17 protein-coding genes are annotated in these 18,827 nt (G+C 44.0%); 13 read left to right on the top strand and 4 right to left on the bottom strand.

All coding sequences use genetic code 11. The features are described 5' to 3' along the window. Nucleotides 1–17: 17 nt before the first annotated feature. On the bottom strand, nucleotides 18–446 hold the full coding sequence (locus tag QP420_RS04380) for a metallopeptidase family protein (protein ID WP_481616644.1): 429 nt from the start codon (nucleotides 444–446) through the stop codon (nucleotides 18–20). A gap of 115 nt (nucleotides 447–561) precedes the next feature. Here QP420_RS04380 and QP420_RS04375 point away from each other — a divergent pair, with 115 nt between their 5' ends. Together QP420_RS04375 and QP420_RS04370 are read left to right on the top strand one after the other, a co-directional pair. Beyond that, nucleotides 562–1,377 (top strand): HAD-IIB family hydrolase, encoded by an 816-nt coding sequence (locus tag QP420_RS04375; RefSeq protein ID WP_481616643.1) that lies wholly within the window; start codon nucleotides 562–564, stop codon nucleotides 1,375–1,377. Nucleotides 1,378–1,454: 77 nt separating this feature from the next. Further along, complete coding sequence (locus tag QP420_RS04370) at nucleotides 1,455–2,192, top strand: ComF family protein (RefSeq protein WP_060786475.1); 738 nt, start codon at nucleotides 1,455–1,457, stop codon at nucleotides 2,190–2,192. Nucleotides 2,193–2,256: 64 nt separating this feature from the next. Here QP420_RS04370 and QP420_RS04365 read toward each other — a convergent pair whose 3' ends face one another. From QP420_RS04365 to glgB, 3 genes are read right to left on the bottom strand one after another with little or no spacing between them, the layout of a single operon-like run. After that, a complete protein-coding gene (locus QP420_RS04365) occupies nucleotides 2,257–3,339 on the bottom strand; it encodes a sensor histidine kinase (protein WP_415689231.1) in 1,083 nt (360 codons plus the stop codon). A gap of 17 nt (nucleotides 3,340–3,356) precedes the next feature. After that, nucleotides 3,357–4,088: a response regulator transcription factor gene (locus tag QP420_RS04360; RefSeq protein WP_060786477.1), complete on the bottom strand. Its 732-nt coding sequence runs from the start codon at nucleotides 4,086–4,088 to the stop codon at nucleotides 3,357–3,359. Nucleotides 4,089–4,136: 48 nt separating this feature from the next. Continuing rightward, nucleotides 4,137–6,407 carry a 1,4-alpha-glucan branching protein GlgB gene (glgB, locus tag QP420_RS04355; protein ID WP_415695756.1) on the bottom strand — a complete coding sequence of 757 codons (2,271 nt, stop codon included), beginning with the start codon at nucleotides 6,405–6,407 and terminating at the stop codon, nucleotides 4,137–4,139. 146 nt (nucleotides 6,408–6,553) lie between these two features. On the opposite strand from glgB, the gene QP420_RS04350 reads away from it, so the two are divergent. The 11 genes from QP420_RS04350 (at nucleotide 6,554) to QP420_RS04300 (ending at nucleotide 18,805) form a co-directional block, all read left to right on the top strand. Continuing rightward, nucleotides 6,554–7,150, top strand: coding sequence for a CarD family transcriptional regulator (locus QP420_RS04350; protein ID WP_128813736.1), 597 nt, complete (start codon nucleotides 6,554–6,556; stop codon nucleotides 7,148–7,150). 57 nt (nucleotides 7,151–7,207) lie between these two features. Next, complete coding sequence (gene miaA, locus QP420_RS04345) at nucleotides 7,208–8,203, top strand: tRNA (adenosine(37)-N6)-dimethylallyltransferase MiaA (RefSeq protein ID WP_481616642.1); 996 nt, start codon at nucleotides 7,208–7,210, stop codon at nucleotides 8,201–8,203. 9 nt (nucleotides 8,204–8,212) lie between these two features. Continuing rightward, the gene (locus tag QP420_RS04340; RefSeq protein WP_415689237.1) at nucleotides 8,213–9,172 is read left to right on the top strand and encodes a cation diffusion facilitator family transporter; all 960 of its coding nucleotides are present in this window, start codon (nucleotides 8,213–8,215) and stop codon (nucleotides 9,170–9,172) included. A 69-nt stretch (nucleotides 9,173–9,241) separates the two neighbouring features. Beyond that, entirely contained in the window at nucleotides 9,242–10,162 is a 921-nt protein-coding gene (locus QP420_RS04335) for a TrmH family RNA methyltransferase (RefSeq protein WP_481616641.1), read from the top strand. Nucleotides 10,163–10,214: 52 nt separating this feature from the next. After that, nucleotides 10,215–11,282, top strand: coding sequence for a phenylalanine--tRNA ligase subunit alpha (pheS, locus tag QP420_RS04330; protein WP_081090881.1), 1,068 nt, complete (start codon nucleotides 10,215–10,217; stop codon nucleotides 11,280–11,282). Nucleotides 11,283–11,285: 3 nt separating this feature from the next. Next, nucleotides 11,286–13,904 carry a phenylalanine--tRNA ligase subunit beta gene (gene pheT, locus QP420_RS04325; RefSeq protein ID WP_481616640.1) on the top strand — a complete coding sequence of 873 codons (2,619 nt, stop codon included), beginning with the start codon at nucleotides 11,286–11,288 and terminating at the stop codon, nucleotides 13,902–13,904. Nucleotides 13,905–14,135: 231 nt separating this feature from the next. Beyond that, a complete protein-coding gene (locus tag QP420_RS04320) occupies nucleotides 14,136–14,678 on the top strand; it encodes an arginine repressor (protein WP_016636269.1) in 543 nt (180 codons plus the stop codon). Between the two features lie 110 nt (nucleotides 14,679–14,788). Then, nucleotides 14,789–15,652 (top strand): exodeoxyribonuclease III, encoded by an 864-nt coding sequence (locus tag QP420_RS04315; protein ID WP_415695751.1) that lies wholly within the window; start codon nucleotides 14,789–14,791, stop codon nucleotides 15,650–15,652. 69 nt (nucleotides 15,653–15,721) lie between these two features. Then, a complete protein-coding gene (locus QP420_RS04310) occupies nucleotides 15,722–16,567 on the top strand; it encodes a DUF3710 domain-containing protein (protein WP_481616639.1) in 846 nt (281 codons plus the stop codon). An 80-nt stretch (nucleotides 16,568–16,647) separates the two neighbouring features. Continuing rightward, the gene (locus tag QP420_RS04305) at nucleotides 16,648–17,376 is read left to right on the top strand and encodes a DUF3159 domain-containing protein (protein ID WP_415689247.1); all 729 of its coding nucleotides are present in this window, start codon (nucleotides 16,648–16,650) and stop codon (nucleotides 17,374–17,376) included. Nucleotides 17,377–17,386: 10 nt separating this feature from the next. Continuing rightward, a complete protein-coding gene (locus QP420_RS04300; RefSeq protein WP_481616638.1) occupies nucleotides 17,387–18,805 on the top strand; it encodes a class I SAM-dependent RNA methyltransferase in 1,419 nt (472 codons plus the stop codon). Nucleotides 18,806–18,827: the final 22 nt, after the last annotated feature.

The following is an 18,827-nucleotide window of genomic DNA, read 5'->3' as shown; positions in this document are numbered from 1 at the left end:
GGCTTTTAGGCTGTTATTTACAATCCCCAATCTGGGTCGATTTCTTCTGGTCTTCTGCCATACAGTTCTGCTAAACGTTGAACTATTTCATCTCTAATCGCGTATTGAAGCTCGGCTCTGCTAGTAACGTGCGTGCATAGCGGAAGTCTGTATAAAACTATTCTTTTTGGCATTCCCTTAGAAGAAGGAAAAGCTTGAGACATTATTCTTTTGTTATTTTCCCAAAGCACTGGCTGGCTTGGAGGAACGTCTTCTACAGCAAATTGAACATCTTTTATAAGATTGGACCAAGCGCTATTAAGCATTCTAATTTGACCCGCCACCATTGAGTCAAACATTCCACTAGCCGTCCTGTATCTAGGAAGGCGTGTGCCAAACATTGGCGCTCGCATGCCGCGTCCGTGTCGGTTTCTGTATCTTTTTTGTTCCCATATTAAGCACGTCATACACTTAACTTTATTTGTATGCTAGGGCATTTGTTTAATGCGCGTGCGCAAAACGGTGTAGTAAATATGTTAATAATATGGAATACTTGAATTGCATGGTTTGTACAGGAGGAAAGTGTTGGAGCCAAATATTCATGAGTACAATGAGCAGGGTCTTTGCGAGCGCCTTGCTTTGTGTTCGCTTATTGGTTTTGACTTAGACAACACTCTTGCATGTTCTAAAAAACCTATGACTAGCCCAATGTGCAAGGTTTTTGGAGATTTAATCAATAAAATTCCTGTTGCTTTAATTACGGGCGGAGACTTGCGATTAGTCAAAAGCCAAGTTTTAAGCGTTTTGCCTGCTGCTACAAATTTAGATAATTTTCACATTATGCCAACTAACGGAACAAGCTATTATCGCATTGTTGACGGCAAATTAAAATGCTTGTATTCGCATACTATTTCTAGTCAAGACGCAAATCGCATTATTCAGGTTATTAGCGATTGTGCTAAAAAAATGGGATTGCTAAAAAGCAGTGGAGATAAAGATCTTTGGGGCAGTCAAATAGAAAATCGTGGTACTCAAATTACGTTTTCTGCACTAGGTCAGCTTGCGCCAATTGAGTGTAAAAAGAGTTGGGATCCTAGCGGCAAGCTAAAGGAAGAGTTGGCTGAACAGATTTCTAAAGATTTACCTGATTTTTCTGTGCGGGCTGGCGGCGAAACAAGCGTTGATGTTGTTTGCAAGGGCAATAATAAGGCCTATGCTCTTAAGTCTCTTTGCAAGATTTGCGGCATTTGCCTAGACTCGGTTGCTTTTGTTGGAGACCGCATGTACAAGGGTGGAAACGATTATCCAACTTCTTTAACAGGTACGCTTGCAGTCTGCGTAAAAAATCCTAGTAATACCTTTGAATTGTGCTCTAGGCTGTTGGAAAGTCTTAAGTAAAGTCTTAAGTAAAAAGCCTTTAACCACATTGCTCTAATTTTATTGTCATTTATTTTTAGCATTGCTATTGTCTTTTTATGCTTTACAAAAATCTTAGTGCCAATAAGCAAAATCGGCTTATTTTCAACGTTTCTTGGCTAGACGTGTTTAAAACTATTCTTAATCTTGCTTTTCCAATTTGCTGCGCTGGCTGCTCAATGGCGGATTGCGTGTTGTGTAGCGAATGTAAAGCAAAGTTTAGCGAGTGGCATATGGATCCGTTTAGCGGAGTGTTTTGCAAAAATATTTATTCTTGCGCAACATACGGGTGGTCGGTAAGAAGATGCATTTTGCAATGGAAAGACCACGGAAATCAACTTTTAGATAAGCCCTTTTCTAGCTTGCTTTTTCGCTTGATTATTAGTGTTATTGGAAGCTCTGGCAAAGTGGCCATTATTCCCGTTCCTTCGTCTTTTGCCTCCAAAAGAAGGCGTGGCAGAAGTCAAATGGATTCAATTGCTAAAAATGTTGTTAAAAGTCTTAAAGAGCATGGCATTGATGCCACTTTTGTTAAAGCAATTAAAATGACCAGCATAAAGGTTAAATCTGTTCAAGCAAGGGGGAGTAGAGCCAGATCTTTGCGCACATCTAAAGGCTTATCGGTAAATGTAAAGGGCATTAAAAGTGGATGCAAAGTGATTATTATAGATGACATTATTACTACGGGGTCTACGTTAAAAAATTGTGTTAAAGAGTTAAATAAAAGCGGAGTTGCTGTTTTTGCGTGTTTTGCGCTGGCTGGAGTGTGGTCTAAAGAAAGCGTTTTATACTCCTAGATTTTTAACGTTTTAAGCCGCGTTTTAAGCCGCGTTTTACGCTAATCCGCTCTGCGATTACGTGCTATTTGCTGTATGTTAGTGGCAATGTTATTTCAAAATTAACTCCGCGTTTATCGTCTACAACTCTAACGTTTCCGTGATGAAGTAGCGCGGCCCATCTTGCAATCGAAAGTCCTAACCCAGTTCCGCCAGATTCAGTGCCTATTCCTTGGCTGCCTTTAACAAATCTGCGGAAAATATCTGCACGATTTTCTTTAGGTATTTGTGTTCCAAAATTAATAACATTGCAAACTAAAATATTTTTTTCGTAATTTGACTTAGCGCTTATAAGAATCTTAGTGTTGTCTGCAGAATGTTTGATTGCATTAGATATTACATTTGTAAACAATTGAGAAAGACGATTTTTGTCTCCAACAAGCATAATGTTGTTTTCAATATTAAGACTTATGCTGTGATTGTGGCCTGCATCTGCGATTTTTACTGTTTCTACAATGTTGTTAATAAAATCTTTAAAGTCAAAGCTGGTAATAACAAGGCTTTCTGCGCCTGCTTCTACTCTAGATAAGTCAAGAAGAAAAGTGATTAAATCCGCCAATTTATGCGTTTGGTTTACAATCGCTTCCATGTTGGATGGAGTTGGATCCACAACGCCGTCTGCAAGGTTTTCCACCATTGCTTGCAAAGCGCTAACAGGCGTTCTAAGCTCGTGGCTAACGTTTGCTATAAGATCTCGGCGCATGTTGTCTGCATGCTCTAGTTCTTCTGCCATTTCGTTAAAGGCAAGAGTGAGTTTTCCAACCTCGTCTTTTCTGTTTTCAATTTGAACGCGTACAGAATAGTCGCCATCTGCCATTGCTTCGGCAGCATCACGCATTTGTCTAAGTGGCGAAGTTAATCCTCTAGAAAATGCGTATGTTATTCCCAGTGCAACCGCAAGAGTTAGCGGCATTGCAATCCAACCGCTTAATCCAACTTTTAGTAAAAACCACGCCATAACAAACGCTATAGCGGTTGCAAAAACAATAATCGCAGATAATTCGCCTTTTAATGATGTAAAAAATCCAATGGCGCTTTTAGTGTGAAGTAGTGAATCGTGATTATTCTGTTTATTTTTACTATCTTTGCCAATCAAATTATTGCTCATAATCTATTGCTCATAATCTATTGCTCATAATCTTCTTTAGGCGGTTCAAAAGCGTAACCCACTCCGTGTATTGTGCGAATCCAAGAAGATCCAATCTTGCGCCTTAAAGATTTAACGTGGGAATCAACTGTTCTTGTTCCCGAAGCGTCTGGCCAATCCCAAACTTTTTCTAAAAGTGTCTCTCTTTTTAACACTTCGTGAGGGTGATTTGCAAAAGTTGTAAGTAAAGAAAATTCGGTAGGCGTAAAATGAATCGCCTTTTCGCCAATCGTAACAAGTCTTTGCTTTGGGTCAATAACAAGGTTTCCAAACTTAAACAAATTACTGTACTGTTCTCGTTTGGCTATTAAAGTTGCGCGTTCTACCCTGCGCAAAAGTGCAGCACATCTTGCAATAAGCTCTCTAGGGGAGAATGGTTTTGTAACGTAGTCGTCTGCTCCTGCGCTTAATCCAGCTAATTTATCTGCTTCTGCGTCTCTTGCTGTAAGCATAAGAACAGGAATAGGGCATTTAGATACTATTCTTCGAGTGGCTTCTATGCCATCCATAAGCGGCAGCATAATATCCATGATTATAAGGTCTGGTTTTAAGCTTAATGCTGCTTTAACGGCAGACACTCCGTCAGAAACAACTCTAGCTTTCCATCCTCTAGCAACAATGCGTTGTGCTATAGCGGTAGCTAAATCTGGCTCATCTTCTACAACAAGAATTGTTCGAGGAGCACTTGTTTCTGATGGAGTGTCCAACATTTTAACCTAGTTTAGATTTCTTTTAGCTTTAACTATTTAATTATTACCTTAATCTACTGGCTTAAGGAATACGGCTCCAAGTGCTGGAACAGTAATCCTTGCAGAATACGGCCTGGAATGATATTCTTCGGCGGCTGCAGTAAATGTGCCGTTGTGAATATCGGAGCCGCAATACTTAGCGTCGTCGGTAGTAAGAATCTCTTGCCACTTTCCGCCCTTAGGCAATGCCACCTGGTAGTCTTGCCAAGCTTGACCCGAGAAGTTAACAACAACAACGATTTCTTCGCCATTATCGCCAATTCTCATGTAGCTTAAGGTGTTGTGGTCGGAATCGTCGCTAGTAAGCCACTGGAATCCATCTGGCGTAAAGTCTTGGCTCCAGAATGCTCGAGAGCTCTTATACAAAGCGTTAAGATCTGCAACCAGCTTTTGTACACCTTGATGGAATGGCCATTGAAGCTCGTGCCAATTAAGCGAATTGTTGAAGTTCCATTCGCAAGACTGGCCGATTTCTCCGCCCATAAACAGAAGATTCTTTCCTGGGTGAGACCACTGATATGCCAAGAGCGCTCGAAGACCAGCAAATTGTTGCCACTCGTCTCCAGGCATCTTTCCAAGAAGAGAACCCTTGCCGTACACAACTTCGTCGTGGCTTAGAGGCAACACGTAATGCTCGGAATACGCGTAAACCATAGAGAATGTGATTTCGTTGTGATGCCAACGACGATTAATTGGCTCTTCTTTAAGGTATTGCAACGTATCGTGCATCCAGCCCATGTTCCACTTTAAGCCAAAGCCCAAGCCGCCCATGTCTGTAGGAGCAGTAACGCCTTGGTATGCAGTGGACTCTTCTGCAATCATCATAATTCCAGGATTATTCTTGTATGCAGTAGCGTTTGCTTCCTTAATAAAGTCAATAGCTTCAAGGTTTTCGCGTCCGCCATACATGTTTGGACGCCATTGACCAGCTTCACGGCTGTAATCCAAGTAGAGCATAGAAGAAACAGCATCTACTCGCAAAGCGTCAACGTGATATTCGCTAAGCCAGAAGCACGCGTTAGCAACCAAGAAGTTACGAACCTCGTGTCTGCCAAAGTTAAATATGTAGGTTCCCCAATCTGGGTGCTCACCGCGAAGTGGATCTGGATCTTCGTAAAGTGCAGTGCCGTCAAATCTACCCAAAGCAAAGTCATCCTTAGGGAAGTGTGCTGGAACCCAATCCATAATCACACCAATGCCAGCCTTGTGTAGCTTGTTTACCAAGTACTTAAAGTCGTCTGGGCTTCCAAGCCTGGAATCAACAGCATAATAACCAGTAACCTGATATCCCCAAGATCCCGAGAATGGGTATTGGGTAAGAGGCATAAACTCAACGTGGGTAAAGCCTTCTTGCTGAACGTAATCAACAAGGTGGTCTGCAAGCTCGCGATAATTCTCGTAATCACGATTCCAGCTATTTGCCTGAACTTCGTAGATGCTAACAGGGCCATCATGCGCATTAGTCTTTGCGCGCTGCTCAAGCCATTCACTATCGTGCCACTTAAAGTCGGAGTCAACAACAACAGAGCCAGTGTTAGGTGGGACTTCGTGAGAGCGCTCCATTGGATCTGCCTTCATAATCCAGTTTCCAGCTTGAGTCATAATCTCAAACTTGTAAACCTCACCTGCGCCTACTCCTGGAATGAAAAGCTCCCAAATTCCGCTAGAGCCAAGGGATCGCATTGCGTGGCGGCGGCCATTCCAATAGTTAAAGTTGCCAACAACTCTTACAGCGCGAGCGTTTGGAGCCCACACGGTAAAGGATGTTCCAGTAACTTTTTTAACCATTTTGCCTGTTTCTGGGCTTACAAGACCCCAAGAATCAGTAATGCTTTTAACATGAGCGCCTAACGCTTCCCAAAGTCTTTCGTGTCTGCCTTCACCGAACAAATACATGTCCATGTCGCCAATTTGCGGCAGGTAACGATATGGGTCATCGTCTACAGACTCGGTGCCGTCTACTTCTACGGTACGAATTCGGTAGCTAGGAACAGACCATTCCTTGCTTTTAGCGTGCTTAGTTGCAGGAATAGTGGCAACAAAAATGCCGTTGTATTCGTGTTGAGCTTCGTATTCGCCGCTCTTAGTGAGAATTGTTACCTTCTTGGCCATTGGTCGCAAAACGCGAACCGTGGCAGTACCAGCGCCTTTGCCGGTTCCGAGATGTCCACCAAGGACCTCGTGTGGATTGTAGTATTCTGCGTTGCTCACCGCAGCAAGCACGTCTTGACGAACGGCAACTGCGATTGCATCTTCATTGATGTTAGATACTGTACTCATGTTGTCTATCATACAACATTATTTGCGTATGTCTTGTGTGTTTTGAGCAAAGTTTTACTAATAAGTCAAAAAAATAATTTAATAGCGCTCAAGTCTTTGCCTTATGGGAAACTGAAATGAGTTTTTCTGTGCATACGGAGGGTTCTGTGGGTTATCAAGTCGGCGATATGGTCGTCTATCCTCGTCATGGTGCGGCTAGAGTCGAGGAAATTAGTGAACGTACTGTTAAGGGTGTTACTAGGCAGTATTTGCGCTTAGTTGTATTGTCTTCAGATGGTTTAGAGATTAACGTTCCTGTAGATAATGTTAAAAAGGTTGGCGTTCGAGACATTGTTGGCGCCAAAGAAGTTGCTAAAGTTTTTGAGATTTTGCGTACGCCAATCATTGAAAAAGAGATGAATTGGTCTAGAAGATACAAGCTTAATGTAGAAAAAATTGCCACGGGCGATGTTAATAAGATTGCGGAAGTTGTTCGCGATTTGTCGCAGCGAGACGTTGATGAACATGGGCTTTCTGCTGGAGAAAAGCGTATGCTTGCTCGCGCTCGCAGCATTCTTATATCGGAGATTGCGCTTTCGGAAAAGATTGACGAGACTCAGGCGGAGCGTTTGCTTAACGTGAATCTTGGATATGCTAATCCTTTGCCTGGAGACGAGGAACACCATACTCATGCTCCAGAAGAAGCAGCTGCAGATACTCTTAGATTGCTTGCGGAAAAGTCTAAAAAAGCTAAGAAGAAGTAAGTTTATTTTTATTAGCTTAAATTTTATTAGCTTAAATTTGCTACGTAGGAGCGCATTGTGTGCAAACCGCCGAAAGTGATTTCGATTGTAGGACCAACAGCATCTGGCAAAACTAGTCTTGGTATTGCGATTGCAAAGAAATTTGCTGAACGTGGTGTAAAAGCGGAAATTATTAACGCAGACGCATATCAAATGTACCGTTATATGGATATTGGTACGGCAAAAGCAACTAAAGAAGAGCAGAGTGCGGTTAAGCATCATTTGCTAGATATTATTGATCCAGAAGATTCTATGAGCGTTGCAAAGTTTCAAACGCTTGCGCGCCAATGTATACGCGATTTGCAAGAAAATGGTATTCGTCCGATTCTTGTTGGCGGCTCTGGGTTGTATGCTCGCGCTGCTGTTGACGATATAACTTTTCCTGGCACAAATCCTTCTGTACGAAAAGCCTTGGAAGAGCGCGAAAAATCGCAAGGGGCAATGGCGCTTTTTGAAGAATTGCAAAGGCTCGACCCAGTGGCGGCTAAAAATATGGATCCAAGAAATTCACGCCGAACAATTCGTGCGCTAGAAGTCATTGAGTTAACAGGCAAGCCGTATTCTGCAACTTTGCCAAAATACAAGTATTTGATTGATTGCGTGCAAATCGGTTTGGACTTAAAAAGAGAAGATTTGGATGCACGAGTGGAGCTTCGTACAAAAATGATGCGCGAGCAGGGTTTTGTAGACGAAGTTAAGGCGATTCGCTCAAAATTAGGCGTTACTGCTAGCAGGGCTTTGGGATATCCACAAATAATGGACTATTTAGATGGTGTTTGTAGCGAAGACGAAGCTTTTGCTGATATTGCGCAAAAAACTAGGCGACTCGCGCGCAAGCAAATGGGCTGGTTTGGAAGAGACTCGCGTATTCATTGGATTAATGCTTTGCAGCCAGATATTGTTGATGCTGCTATGAAAATAATTGACGCGGCGGATAATGGCAATTTAAAAGAGGATTTGGTTGCTGAATCAACTTCTCATCATCTTGGTGAATTACAATGTATAGCAAAATAGGAGATTTTTGTGCATAATCATTTAGAAAATTCGAGCGCTAATGCTGCATCTGTTAAAGACGCAATTAGTGCGAGCCACGCGCATCAGCATAAGCTTTCTCTAACATTAACGCTAACGTCAATTGTGTTTTTGGCAGAAGTAATCGGCTCTGTTTTAACCAATTCAATCTCTTTGCTAATTGATGCAGGACATATGCTAACAGATATTTCCGTTTTAGCTGCGTCTACGGTTACTGCGATTTTAATGCGCAAGAAGCCTAATTCAAAGCGAACTTGGGGCTGGGCAAGGCTAGAGGTAATTACGGCTGCGGCTGGTGCTCTTGTGCTTCTTTTTGTAGGTGTTTATGCGATTGTGGAATCTGGAATGCGTCTTTTTGGGGCAAATCATAATGAGATTCACAGTGTAAATCAGCTGCTTTTCTTTGGTATTCTAGGTCTTCTTGCAAATATTGCTTCGCTTATAATTTTGGTTTCTCAATCTAAAGACAATATGAATATGCGAGCAGCGTTCTTGGAAGTTATGAACGATGCTTTAGGTTCTGTAGCGGTAGTTATTTCTGCAGTTGTTATGATAGCTACCAATTGGAGTGGTTTTGACGCTGTGGCTGGCGGAATTATAGCGATTTTGATGATTCCGCGTGCATTGCACTTGCTTAAAAATGCTGTAAAAGTTTTGCTTGAGCAAACGCCAGAGGGCTTGGATATAGAAAAAGTTCGAGAACATCTTGAGCACGTTCCGCACGTTCTTGCTGTTCACGATTTGCACGCAAGCACGGTTTCTACAGGAATGCCTATTTTTATGGCTCATGTTGTTGTTGAGCGCGATTTGACGATGGATCAGTGTGCAGATATTTTGAGCCAGCTTCAGGATTGTTTGCGCGAGCATTTTCCAGTTTCTGTTTCGCACACAACGTTCCAGTTGGAGCCAGAAGGATACACTACTCAAAGTTCGTCGGAGCATCACGAGTAGTTTTGTATTGCAACGCTTGTATTGCAACGCTTACGCGTGTTGTAAATATATGTAAAGTAGAGTGATATTATGCCGTTAAAAGAACTAATGGATAATCCGCATTCCGATCGCGTTAAGCGAATTTGTGCAATAAGTCGCGCAAAATCGCGAGAGGATGGGCGCTTTTTAGTCGAAGGTCCGCAAAGCGTTAGGGAAGCCGTAAGGTACGCGCGTAAGTCGATTTTAGACATTTATGTTTTGCAAGATGCTGTTAATGGCGGCAGTGATGGCGTTAGTAATGGCGTTAGCAATAATGGTTCTCTAGAGACAATCAGCAAAATCGTTGACGAATCCTTAAAAAATGATTGCTATGTGCATCCTGCAACGGCAGAAGTTATGCATAAAATCAGCACGGATTGCCAGGGGATTGTTGCGCTTTGTGATTCTAAGGTTTTAGACAAAGAATTTAAAGAAGAATTTAGTAAGATTGGTAAATCTGGCAAAGACATACTGATTGCAGCATGCTGGCAGGTAAGAGACCCGGGCAACGCTGGCGCGATTATTCGCGTTGCAGACGTGGCGGGCTGCAATGCTGTTGTTTTTGTTGACGATTGCGTAAGTCGTTTTAACTCAAAGCTTGTTCGCTCTACTGCAGGATCATTATTCCACTTGCCAGTAGTAAAAATGAGTGAAAATGAGTGGTTTGATTGGGCAAAAACCGCAAGTATAAATGTGATTGCTGCAGATATTTACGGCACGGAAAATAAAAAACCAAAGTCGTTTGCGCGTGTTTTAGATTCGTTTAATAATGCTTCTAATGTCGCTTCTAATGTCGCAATATTATTTGGAAATGAAGCCAGAGGATTGCCGCAAGAAGTATTAAATAAAGTAGACGAAATATCGGTAATACCAATCTACGGAAAAGCGGAATCAATGAACTTAGCAACCAGCGCAGCAGTAATGCTAATGGGCTTGGCTATGTCTAGTCATGAGCGAAAAATGGGGATTTGAGACGTTTTTGAATGCTCTACAAAAGTACGCATACACGGATAGGAAGGGTGCTGTGGCAAAGAGTCAGCCGTTCGATGCAAAGGCAATTACAAAGGTAGTAAAAGAGGGCATTGCTTGTGTTCAAGCCGCTAAAACAATGGAAGATTTAAAAGCGGCAAAAACTAAGTATGCTGGCGCCCAGTCTGCAATGACGCTTGCTAGCAAAGCTATTGGAAGTCTTCCAGTAGAAGAAAAGAAAGAAGCTGGCAAAGTAATGTCTGCTTTGCGTGCTGATTTTGGTAGGGAATTTGCGGCGGCGCAAGAGCGTATTAAGGCTGTTGAAGAAGCAAATATGCTTCAAAAAGAAACAGTTGATATGACTTTGCCAATAAATCGTAAGCCGCTTGGCGCTCGCCATCCGATTGCGCGTATTATCGAAGACTTTGAGGACTTTTTTGTGTCTATGGGTTGGCAGATTTCTGCAGGTCCAGAAGTGGAAACAGAGTGGTTTGACTTTGATGCATTGAACTTTGGCCCAGATCATCCTGCTCGCCAAATGCAAGATACTTTCTACGTGCAAGGAAATCAGGCAAAGGATGCTGCAGGATTTGTGGGATCTAACATGGTTTTGCGCACGCAGACTTCTTCCGATCAGGTTCGCGCGTTAATTGAGCGAGGCGTTCCTCTGTATATTGCATCCCCAGGCCGTGTGTTCCGCACGGATGAGCTTGATGCCACGCATACACCAGTATTCCATCAGTGCGAAGCTCTGGCAGTAGATAAGCACTTAAGCATGGCAGATTTAAAGGGTGTGCTTGATCGCCTTGCTGTTGCAATGTTCGGCCCAGATGCAAAAAGCCGTTTGCGCCCAAGCTACTTCCCGTTTACGGAGCCTAGTGCGGAGTTGGATCTTTGGTTCCCAGATAAAAAGGGTGGCCCAGGTTGGATTGAATGGGGCGGTTGCGGAATGGTTAACCCGAACGTTCTTAAGTCTGCAGGCTTAGATCCAGATGTTTATACGGGATTTGCTTTCGGTGTTGGTTTGGAGCGCACTTTGCTGCTTCGTCACGATATTAACGATATGCACGATTTGGTTGAAGGCGATAAGCGCTTCGCAGAACAGTTTGTGATGGGAGAGTAACTCATGCCAATGGTAGATATTGACTGGCTTAAAGATCATGTTGAAGTGCCAGAAGACTTGACTTATACTCAGCTTGCTAAAGATTTAGTACGCGTTGGCTTGGAAGAAGAAGAGATTCACGATTCTCAAGTTACAGGTCCTATTGTTGTAGGCTACGTTGTTGATGCTACTCCAGAGCCACAAAAAAATGGCAAGGTTATTAACTGGTGCCATGTTGACGTTGGAGATAAATACAACGAGGTAGACGAAAATGGCAATAAGGTTCCTCGTGGAATTATTTGCGGCGCTCCAAATATGGCTGCTGGAGAAAAGGTTGTTGTAACTCTTCCTGGAGCTGTTTTGCCTGGCGATTTTAAGATTGAGCCTCGCAAAACGTACGGCCACATTTCTAACGGAATGTGCGCTTCCGAGCGCGAGCTTGGGTTGGGAGATAGTCACGATGGCATTATTTTGCTACGCGAATATGGATTCTCTAAAGCAGAATACGAGGCATTAAAGCCTGGAGATGACGCAATGTCGCTTCTTCACTTAAACAAGCCTTTGCTAGAGATTAACATCACTCCTGATCGCGGTTACGCGTTCTCTTACAGGGGTGTTGCGCGCGAATATCACCATTCAACTGGTGCTGCATACACGGATCCTGTGGTGGAACTTAACAATAAGGCCAGCCAGGTTTCTGTTGAAAACGCGTCTACAGATATTGAAGTTAGCATTGAAGATACAAACCCTATTCATGGCGTTGTTGGATGCGATCGATACTACGCGCGTGTAGTGCGCAACTTTAATCCACAATCCGCAAGCCCTAATTGGATGCGTAGGCGTTTGACTCGCGCTGGAATGCGTGGAATATCTCTTGCAGTAGACGTTACAAATTACGTAATGCTCGACTTAGGTCAGCCTCTCCACGCTTATGATTTAGACAAGATTGAAGGCCCTATTGTTGTTCGTCGCGCTAAAGCTGGAGAGCATTTAACAACTTTAGATGGCAAAGATAGAGAGCTTAACGTTGAAGACTTGCTTATTTGCGATTCTCCAAAGGGAAATCACGGTTCTCGAGTTCTTGGCCTTGCTGGTGTAATGGGCGGAATGTATGGAGAAGTAACTAGCGAAACAAAGAATATTCTTGTTGAGGCAGCGCACTTTGATCCCGTTTCTATTGCGCGTACAGCTCGTAGGCACAAGCTTCCAACAGAGGCTTCTCGTAGGTTTGAGCGCGGAGTAGATACTCAGCTTCAGCCTGCAGCTGCGCAAATGGCTGTTACAATGCTCAGCGAGTTTGGTTCTGGAGAGCCTTCTAACACACCTACAGACGTAAATAATACGGTTGATAGAAACGTTATTGTGTTTAAGGCTAGCGAAGTAGAGCGCGTTTCTGGATTAAGCATTGATTTGAACCGCATTAGCGATATTCTTACGGATATTGGTTGCTCGGTTGCTGGCGGCGGAAATGGTTCTTTCTCTGTTTTGCCTCCAACTTGGCGTCCAGACTTAAATGAGCCATGCGATTTGGTTGAAGAAATCGCGCGCTTGGTTGGCTACGATGAGATTCCTGTTAAGGTTCCAGCTGTTCCTGTTACTGGCAAAACTGGTTTAACGCAGGAGCAAGCAACTCGTAGAGCTATTGCTTACGAGCTTGCAGAAATGGGCTTGGTTGAATCTTTGAGCTACCCGTTTGTTGGTGAGGAAGATTTTAAAGCTTTCCGCCAGGACGTTGATTCGATTTCTAAAGTCAGTGTAAAAATCGCAAATCCTTTGGCTGGCGATCGCCCTTGGCTTCGTAGGAATGTTCTTACCACTTTGGCTGGAACGGTTCGCAGAAATATTCGCCGCGGTTTGAGCAATGTTTCGCTTTATGAGCTTGGCCACGTGTATTTTGCAGATCCTAATGCTCCTGCAATTCCTGCTTTGCCTGGCTCGGTTCGTCCTACGGACGCTCAGCTTGCAGCTTTGGATGCGGGTTTGCCTAAGCAGCCTTTGCATGTTGCGGCGCTTTTTACTGGTAAAGCAGAAGAAACTGGCTGGCTTGGTACGCATCGAGACGTTGATTACAGCGATGCTCTAGAAGCTGTTCAGCGTTTAGGAAAGCGCATTGGCGTTGATTTTAAGATTCGTCAGCTTAGTGCAAACAATGCTCCAGCATCTTGGCATCCAGGACGTACTGCCAAAGTGTTTGTTGCTGTTGATGGCGGCGACGATGTTGAAATTGGCATTGTTGGCGAGCTTCACCCTAGCGTTAATGAGAACTTGGATTTGCCAAAGCATTCTGCAGCATTCGAGCTTGATTTGAGTGCATTGTTTGACGCAATGCAAGTTAAGCCTGTTCAAGCAAAGCCTGTTTCTACATTCCCTCCAGTTAAGCAGGACTTTGCGTTTGTTGCTCCTTCTTCTTTGACTTCTGGCGATTTAGAGAAAGCTATTGTTAAGGCTTCTGGCGATTTGCTTGGGTCGATTGAACTGTTTGATGTTTATGAAGGCGAGCAGCTTTCAGATGGTTTGCGCTCTCTTGCTTATTCTGTAACGTTTAGAGCTGCAGACCGTACGCTTTCTGGCGAAGAAATGGAAGCTGTTCGAGAAGCAATTACAAAAGCTGCTAAAGATTTGCATGCAACTTTGCGCGTGTAAAATCGTGAATTAGCTTTTAATTAATGCGGCTGAATAACTATTCTTTAGTTGTTTGGCCGCATTTTTTATTGTGATTTCTATTCAGTATATTCGTTATATCCAATATGCAAATATTAATAAAGATCAATAAATATTAGTAAATATTGGTCAATCTTGGTAAATATACGGAAAGTTATGCATATATACATGTATATTAGATTGGAATAGTTTTTTTAGAAAGGTTTGTCAGCTATGGTTCATGCAAAGAAGAATTTTGGGAATTTTGATGATAATGACTCTGCTGGCAAACAGCGTCCTGCAACTAAGGCTGCGCGATTAAACGCGATTGAGCAGGCGCTTTTAAGCGAGGTTATTACTTCTCAATCGCAGCTTGCTTCTGTTTTGGCTCGTAATGGTTTTGATGTTACTCAAGCAACTCTAAGTCGCGATTTAGACGAGATAAATGCTGTTAAAATTCGTCTTACAGATGGCAGAATTGCGTACGTCTTGGGAGATGGCACTGGCAACCGTCACGCAATGGACACAGTTAGGATTGATCAGCAAGTTGCAAGAACTCTTTCTGGTCTTATTACAGAAGTTGGATTTGCTAATAATATTGTTGTGATTCACACTCCTTCGGGCGCTGCTCAATATGTTGCGAGTGTTATTGATAGGCAGCCATTAAAGGGAATTTTAGGTTCGGTTGCTGGCGATGATACCGTGCTTATGGTTTGTGTTTCTAACGAAGAAGCGGAAAATCGTGCAAATTGGATGCTTTCTGTTGCGTCAAGGTAGTGGAAAATCTGCAGCAAAATGGTGTGCAAAGCTTAAAATATCTGCCATTTGATATCTGCAATTTAATATCTGCCATTTTGTAATACGCATATTCGATTAGGGTGAATTTTATGATTACGATTACAACTTCAAACTTAAACGGTATTCGCGCCGCCGAACGCAAGGGAATGCTTGATTGGGTGCAAAATCACACGCCAGATGTGTGGTGTATGCAAGAGGTTCGTGCTCCGCAAGATGCGATTGATCCGATTATGAGTAAAATTGAGGATTTATATGCATCTAAAAGTGGCGAATCGCAGCAGAATAATGGGCCATTTTGCGTTACAAACCAAATTTGCAAGGTTAAAGGTCGTGCTGGAGTGGCGCTTGTAACGTCTTTGCCAGTTATAAATCAGCGTTATGGTTTGCCTGGTTTAACCGAAGACGTGGATTCTGGGCGCTGGGTAGAAACCGATGTTCATACGCCTTTGGGGTATGATATTACGGTTGCGTGCGTGTATGTTCACGCTGGAAATGTTGACGATCCGCAGAAAATGCATCAAAAATTCCGCTTTCTAGATACTATGCTTACGCGATTGGGCGAGCTTAGAGATATTGCTGCAAGTGGCGGAAATCAGGCGATTTTGTGTGGCGATTTTAATATTGCGCACACGCCTCTTGACATTAAAAATGCTAAGGCGAATGAAAAAAGTGCTGGATTTTTGCCAGAAGAGCGCGCGTATATAGATCGCTGGATTAACGAATACGAGTTTGTAGACGTTATGCGAATGCTTGCTGGCAATATTCAAGGGCCATACACGTGGTGGAGTCAGCGCGGCAAGGCTTTTGATAACAATGTTGGATGGCGTTTAGACTACCAATTTGCAACTCCAGAGCTTGCAGAAACTGCTTGCGGATTTGTGATTGACCGCGCGCCAAGCTACGATTCGCGTTGGTCTGATCACGCTGCGCTAAGCATAAGATACAATGTGTGATTTTGCTTTGCTTGTGGTAGTCTGGTGAAGTTGAGTAAAAGTGGCGTTGGCCATTAGAAAAGAGGAATCATGGGATGGTTTAAGTCAAAGCGCAAGTCTAAAGATGCAGATAAAAATGCTGAAAATCTTGCGGATTTGCAATCCCAAAATTCAGCCTTAAACGAGCTTGTTGAAGGTGGATATAACGCAGATACTTATTTAGGCCGAGGAAACCTTAGAGGCCCGTGGGATATTGCAGACGAAAAAGTTCCTGATTTAAGTGCGTATATTGATTTTGGTGCTATTCGCATTCCGTATTTGCAGGGAATGGAGCTGCGTGTAAAAAAGCAGCGTGAATCTGGGCAAGTTCTTGGCGTAACTGTTACGTATAAGTCTTCTAGCGTTGAAGTTGAGGCGTTTGCAGCTCCTAAAACAGAAGGAATCTGGAGCGAAGTTCGCGCGGATTTGCTTAAGGGAAATTCTAATGCCAGGGAAGTGAATGGCGTTTTTGGCAAAGAGCTTATACTGCCAGTTAAAGTTGAAGATAAAACTGTGGATACGCGAATTGTTGGAGTAGACGGTACGCGTTGGATGCTTCGCGGAGTATTTTCTGGTGTAGCTGCTGCAGATTCTGCTGGAAACGCTGCTGCTGGAAACGCTGCTGCAGATGCAAAAAAGGCTAGCGATGAAACCGTTTTGCTTAACAAGTGGTTTAGCGACATTGTTGTAGATCGCGGGGGCGAACCATTAGCTCCTCGAGATATGATTCCAATGCATGACGTTTCGGTTCCTAGAGATTCTGGCGATGGCAATGGCGATGGCGATGGCAATTCTGGCGAAATTCCAGGCCGTCCAAAGGGTCCGCTTGGTGCCGATCAGCAGGTGGAAGTAAAGACTACACTAACTCGCGGCCCAATGTTCTCCGAAGTTCGTTAGTAAAATCAAATAGCAAAAGTCGTTAGCAAAAGTCATATAGTAAAGTTCGACGGTAAAGTCAGGCAGCAAAGGATATTGTCTTGGAAAAAAATGTGCGCGGCAAAAAACGCTCGGGATTAGCTTCTTTGGCTTCAATTGGTTCCGAAGAAAAAGCGTTTTCCGTGATTGACTCCCTTGGCGGAGTTCGAGGAGTAATCGAATCCATGCTGCCAGGCTTGCTGTTTGTTATTTGCTTTGTTGTAACACGAAATGTGCAAACAACGGTTATTGCGTCGGCTGTTCTTGCAGTTTTGCAAGTTGTAGTGCGCCTTATTCAGCGCCAGTCAATTATGGGAGCAATTAGTGGGCTTGTTTCCGTTGGAATCTGCCTTATTTGGGTGTGGACGAGTCATCAAGCGCGCGACTACTATATGATGGGCTTTATTACAAACGCTGTGTATGGTGCGCTTCTTGCGATTTCGCTGATTGCTCGCGTGCCAGCGCTTGGGCTTGTGATTGAGTCGATTCGCAAAATGCCTACGGAAAATTTTGGCGCGTGGCTTCACGAATGGCTTGATTATAAGCCACTTAAGCGTGCATACATGTATGTTACTGGATTGTGGATTGGCGTTTTTGCGCTGAGGCTCGTTTTGCAAGTGCCATTATATTTGACGAATCACGTTGTGTGGCTTGGTACAGTTCGATTGCTTATGGGATTGCCGTTCTGGGCGCTGGCAATTTGGGTTTCTTACTTGATTATTGCAACGCCGTTTATGCGTCTTCATCATAAAAATCGAGAAGAAAATCAGCTTAACAAAACGCAAAACTAAGGGGTGGTCTATGCAAGTGACGATGCGAATCGAGCGATATGCGGATCAAGGAAGATGCGTAGGTCATCTCGAAGGACGCGTTGTGTTCGTGCGATTTGCCCTCCCTGGTGAGCTGGTTGTTGTGCGTATGGATGAGCCGATGCGTGCAAAAGCGCACTTTTTTACTGGCGAAGTTGTAGAAGTTTTGGAGCCTAGCGCGGATCGTGTGGAGCCTCGCTGGAAGCTCGCGGGTCCGCTGGCTCAGGGCGGCGGAGTTGGAGGAGCGGATTTAATTCACGTTTCTTTGCCTGGTCAGATTCGTTGGAAGGCTTCCGTGATTGCCAATCAATTCCAACGTTTAGCGCACATGGATATTGCGGAAAGCGATGTTAGTGTTGAGCGCATTCCAGGGGACGAGGAGCTTAACGGATTTAATTGGCGTACGCGCATGGAGTTGGTTGCGGATGATGAAGGGCGATTGTCTATGCGTAAGCGCGAGTCGCATGACCGCATTGCGATTGATACTATGCCGCTTGCGTCGCGCGCGGTTTTGGCTGTTGCGGATTCTTTGGACTTGTGGAATCGTTCTTTCTCGCCAAATGCGCAAATTCGTCTTGCTGTTCCAGAGCCGCGTGTTGATGGTTTAGATTTTAATGACAAGGCTGCGCTTCTTAGTGCGATTGGCGAAAATTATGCGCTTATAGTAAATGATGAGTTGGTTGCAGGCTCGGCTTTGTTGCGCGAGCGCGTGCGCGTTGCGGCTGCTGGCGATTCATCGCGTATGCGTACATTTGACTACGATGTTGACGCGCGCGGTTTTTGGCAGATTCACCGCGCAGCTCCAGAGCATTTGGTGAACTACGTTTTGGGATTAGTTCGTTCTGCGCTTGATGGGCGCACTAAGAATACGGTTTTGTGGGATTTGTATTCTGGGTCAGGTTTGTTTACGATTCCGCTTGCGACTTTGGCTAATGTTGGCGGAGATTCTTCTGGTGCTGCGGGTGCTGCTGGCGCTTTTGGTTCTGCAGAACCAGCTCGAGTGCTTAGCATTGAGGGTGCGCCGATTGCTGTAAAGAATGCAAGGCGAAACATTGGGCGCGCAGGTCTTAGCAGGGATGTTGTTGAAGCTCTTGAAGGCGATGTTGCGCAAACGCTTGAATCGCAGGTGTTTAAGGCGAGTAAGTCATCTAAGATTGTTCGCCGATTTGCGCATCCTGATGTTGTTGTGTTAGATCCTCCGCGCGCTGGTGCTAAAGCTCAAGTTTGTAAGCAGATTGCGAAGTCTGGAGCAAGAAGCGTTGTGTATGTTGCTTGCGATCCTACTAGTCTTGCTCGCGATGTTGGCACGTTTAGGGAGCTTGGTTACAGCGTTCAGTCTTTGCGCGCGTTCGATATATATCCCAACACTCATCACGTCGAGAGTGTTGTATTGATGTCAAAGGCTGATTAGGTGGGTGCAAGTTTGCCCTTGT

The organism is Bifidobacterium sp. UMB1197 (assembly GCF_030217745.1).
In the GTDB taxonomy this organism is placed as follows: domain Bacteria; phylum Actinomycetota; class Actinomycetes; order Actinomycetales; family Bifidobacteriaceae; genus Bifidobacterium; species Bifidobacterium vaginale_B.
The sequence above is the reverse complement of the archived record's forward strand: the minus strand, read 5'-3'. Positions and strand labels throughout refer to the sequence as shown.

Excerpts from the sequence above, each read along its gene's own strand:
- QP420_RS04370 (WP_060786475.1), top strand. The coding sequence starts at position 1,455 with ATGCTTTACAAAAATCTTAGTGCCAATAAGCAAAATCGGCTTATTTTC.
- pheT (WP_481616640.1), top strand. The coding sequence starts at position 11,286 with ATGCCAATGGTAGATATTGACTGGCTTAAAGATCATGTTGAAGTGCCA.
- QP420_RS04310 (WP_481616639.1), top strand. The coding sequence starts at position 15,722 with ATGGGATGGTTTAAGTCAAAGCGCAAGTCTAAAGATGCAGATAAAAAT.
- QP420_RS04380 (WP_481616644.1), bottom strand. The coding sequence starts at position 446 with ATGACGTGCTTAATATGGGAACAAAAAAGATACAGAAACCGACACGGA.
- glgB (WP_415695756.1), bottom strand. The coding sequence starts at position 6,407 with ATGAGTACAGTATCTAACATCAATGAAGATGCAATCGCAGTTGCCGTT.
- QP420_RS04335 (WP_481616641.1), top strand. The coding sequence starts at position 9,242 with ATGCCGTTAAAAGAACTAATGGATAATCCGCATTCCGATCGCGTTAAG.
- QP420_RS04360 (WP_060786477.1), bottom strand. The coding sequence starts at position 4,088 with ATGTTGGACACTCCATCAGAAACAAGTGCTCCTCGAACAATTCTTGTT.
- QP420_RS04300 (WP_481616638.1), top strand. The coding sequence starts at position 17,387 with ATGCAAGTGACGATGCGAATCGAGCGATATGCGGATCAAGGAAGATGC.
- QP420_RS04365 (WP_415689231.1), bottom strand. The coding sequence starts at position 3,339 with ATGAGCAATAATTTGATTGGCAAAGATAGTAAAAATAAACAGAATAAT.
- QP420_RS04315 (WP_415695751.1), top strand. The coding sequence starts at position 14,789 with ATGATTACGATTACAACTTCAAACTTAAACGGTATTCGCGCCGCCGAA.
- QP420_RS04320 (WP_016636269.1), top strand. The coding sequence starts at position 14,136 with ATGGTTCATGCAAAGAAGAATTTTGGGAATTTTGATGATAATGACTCT.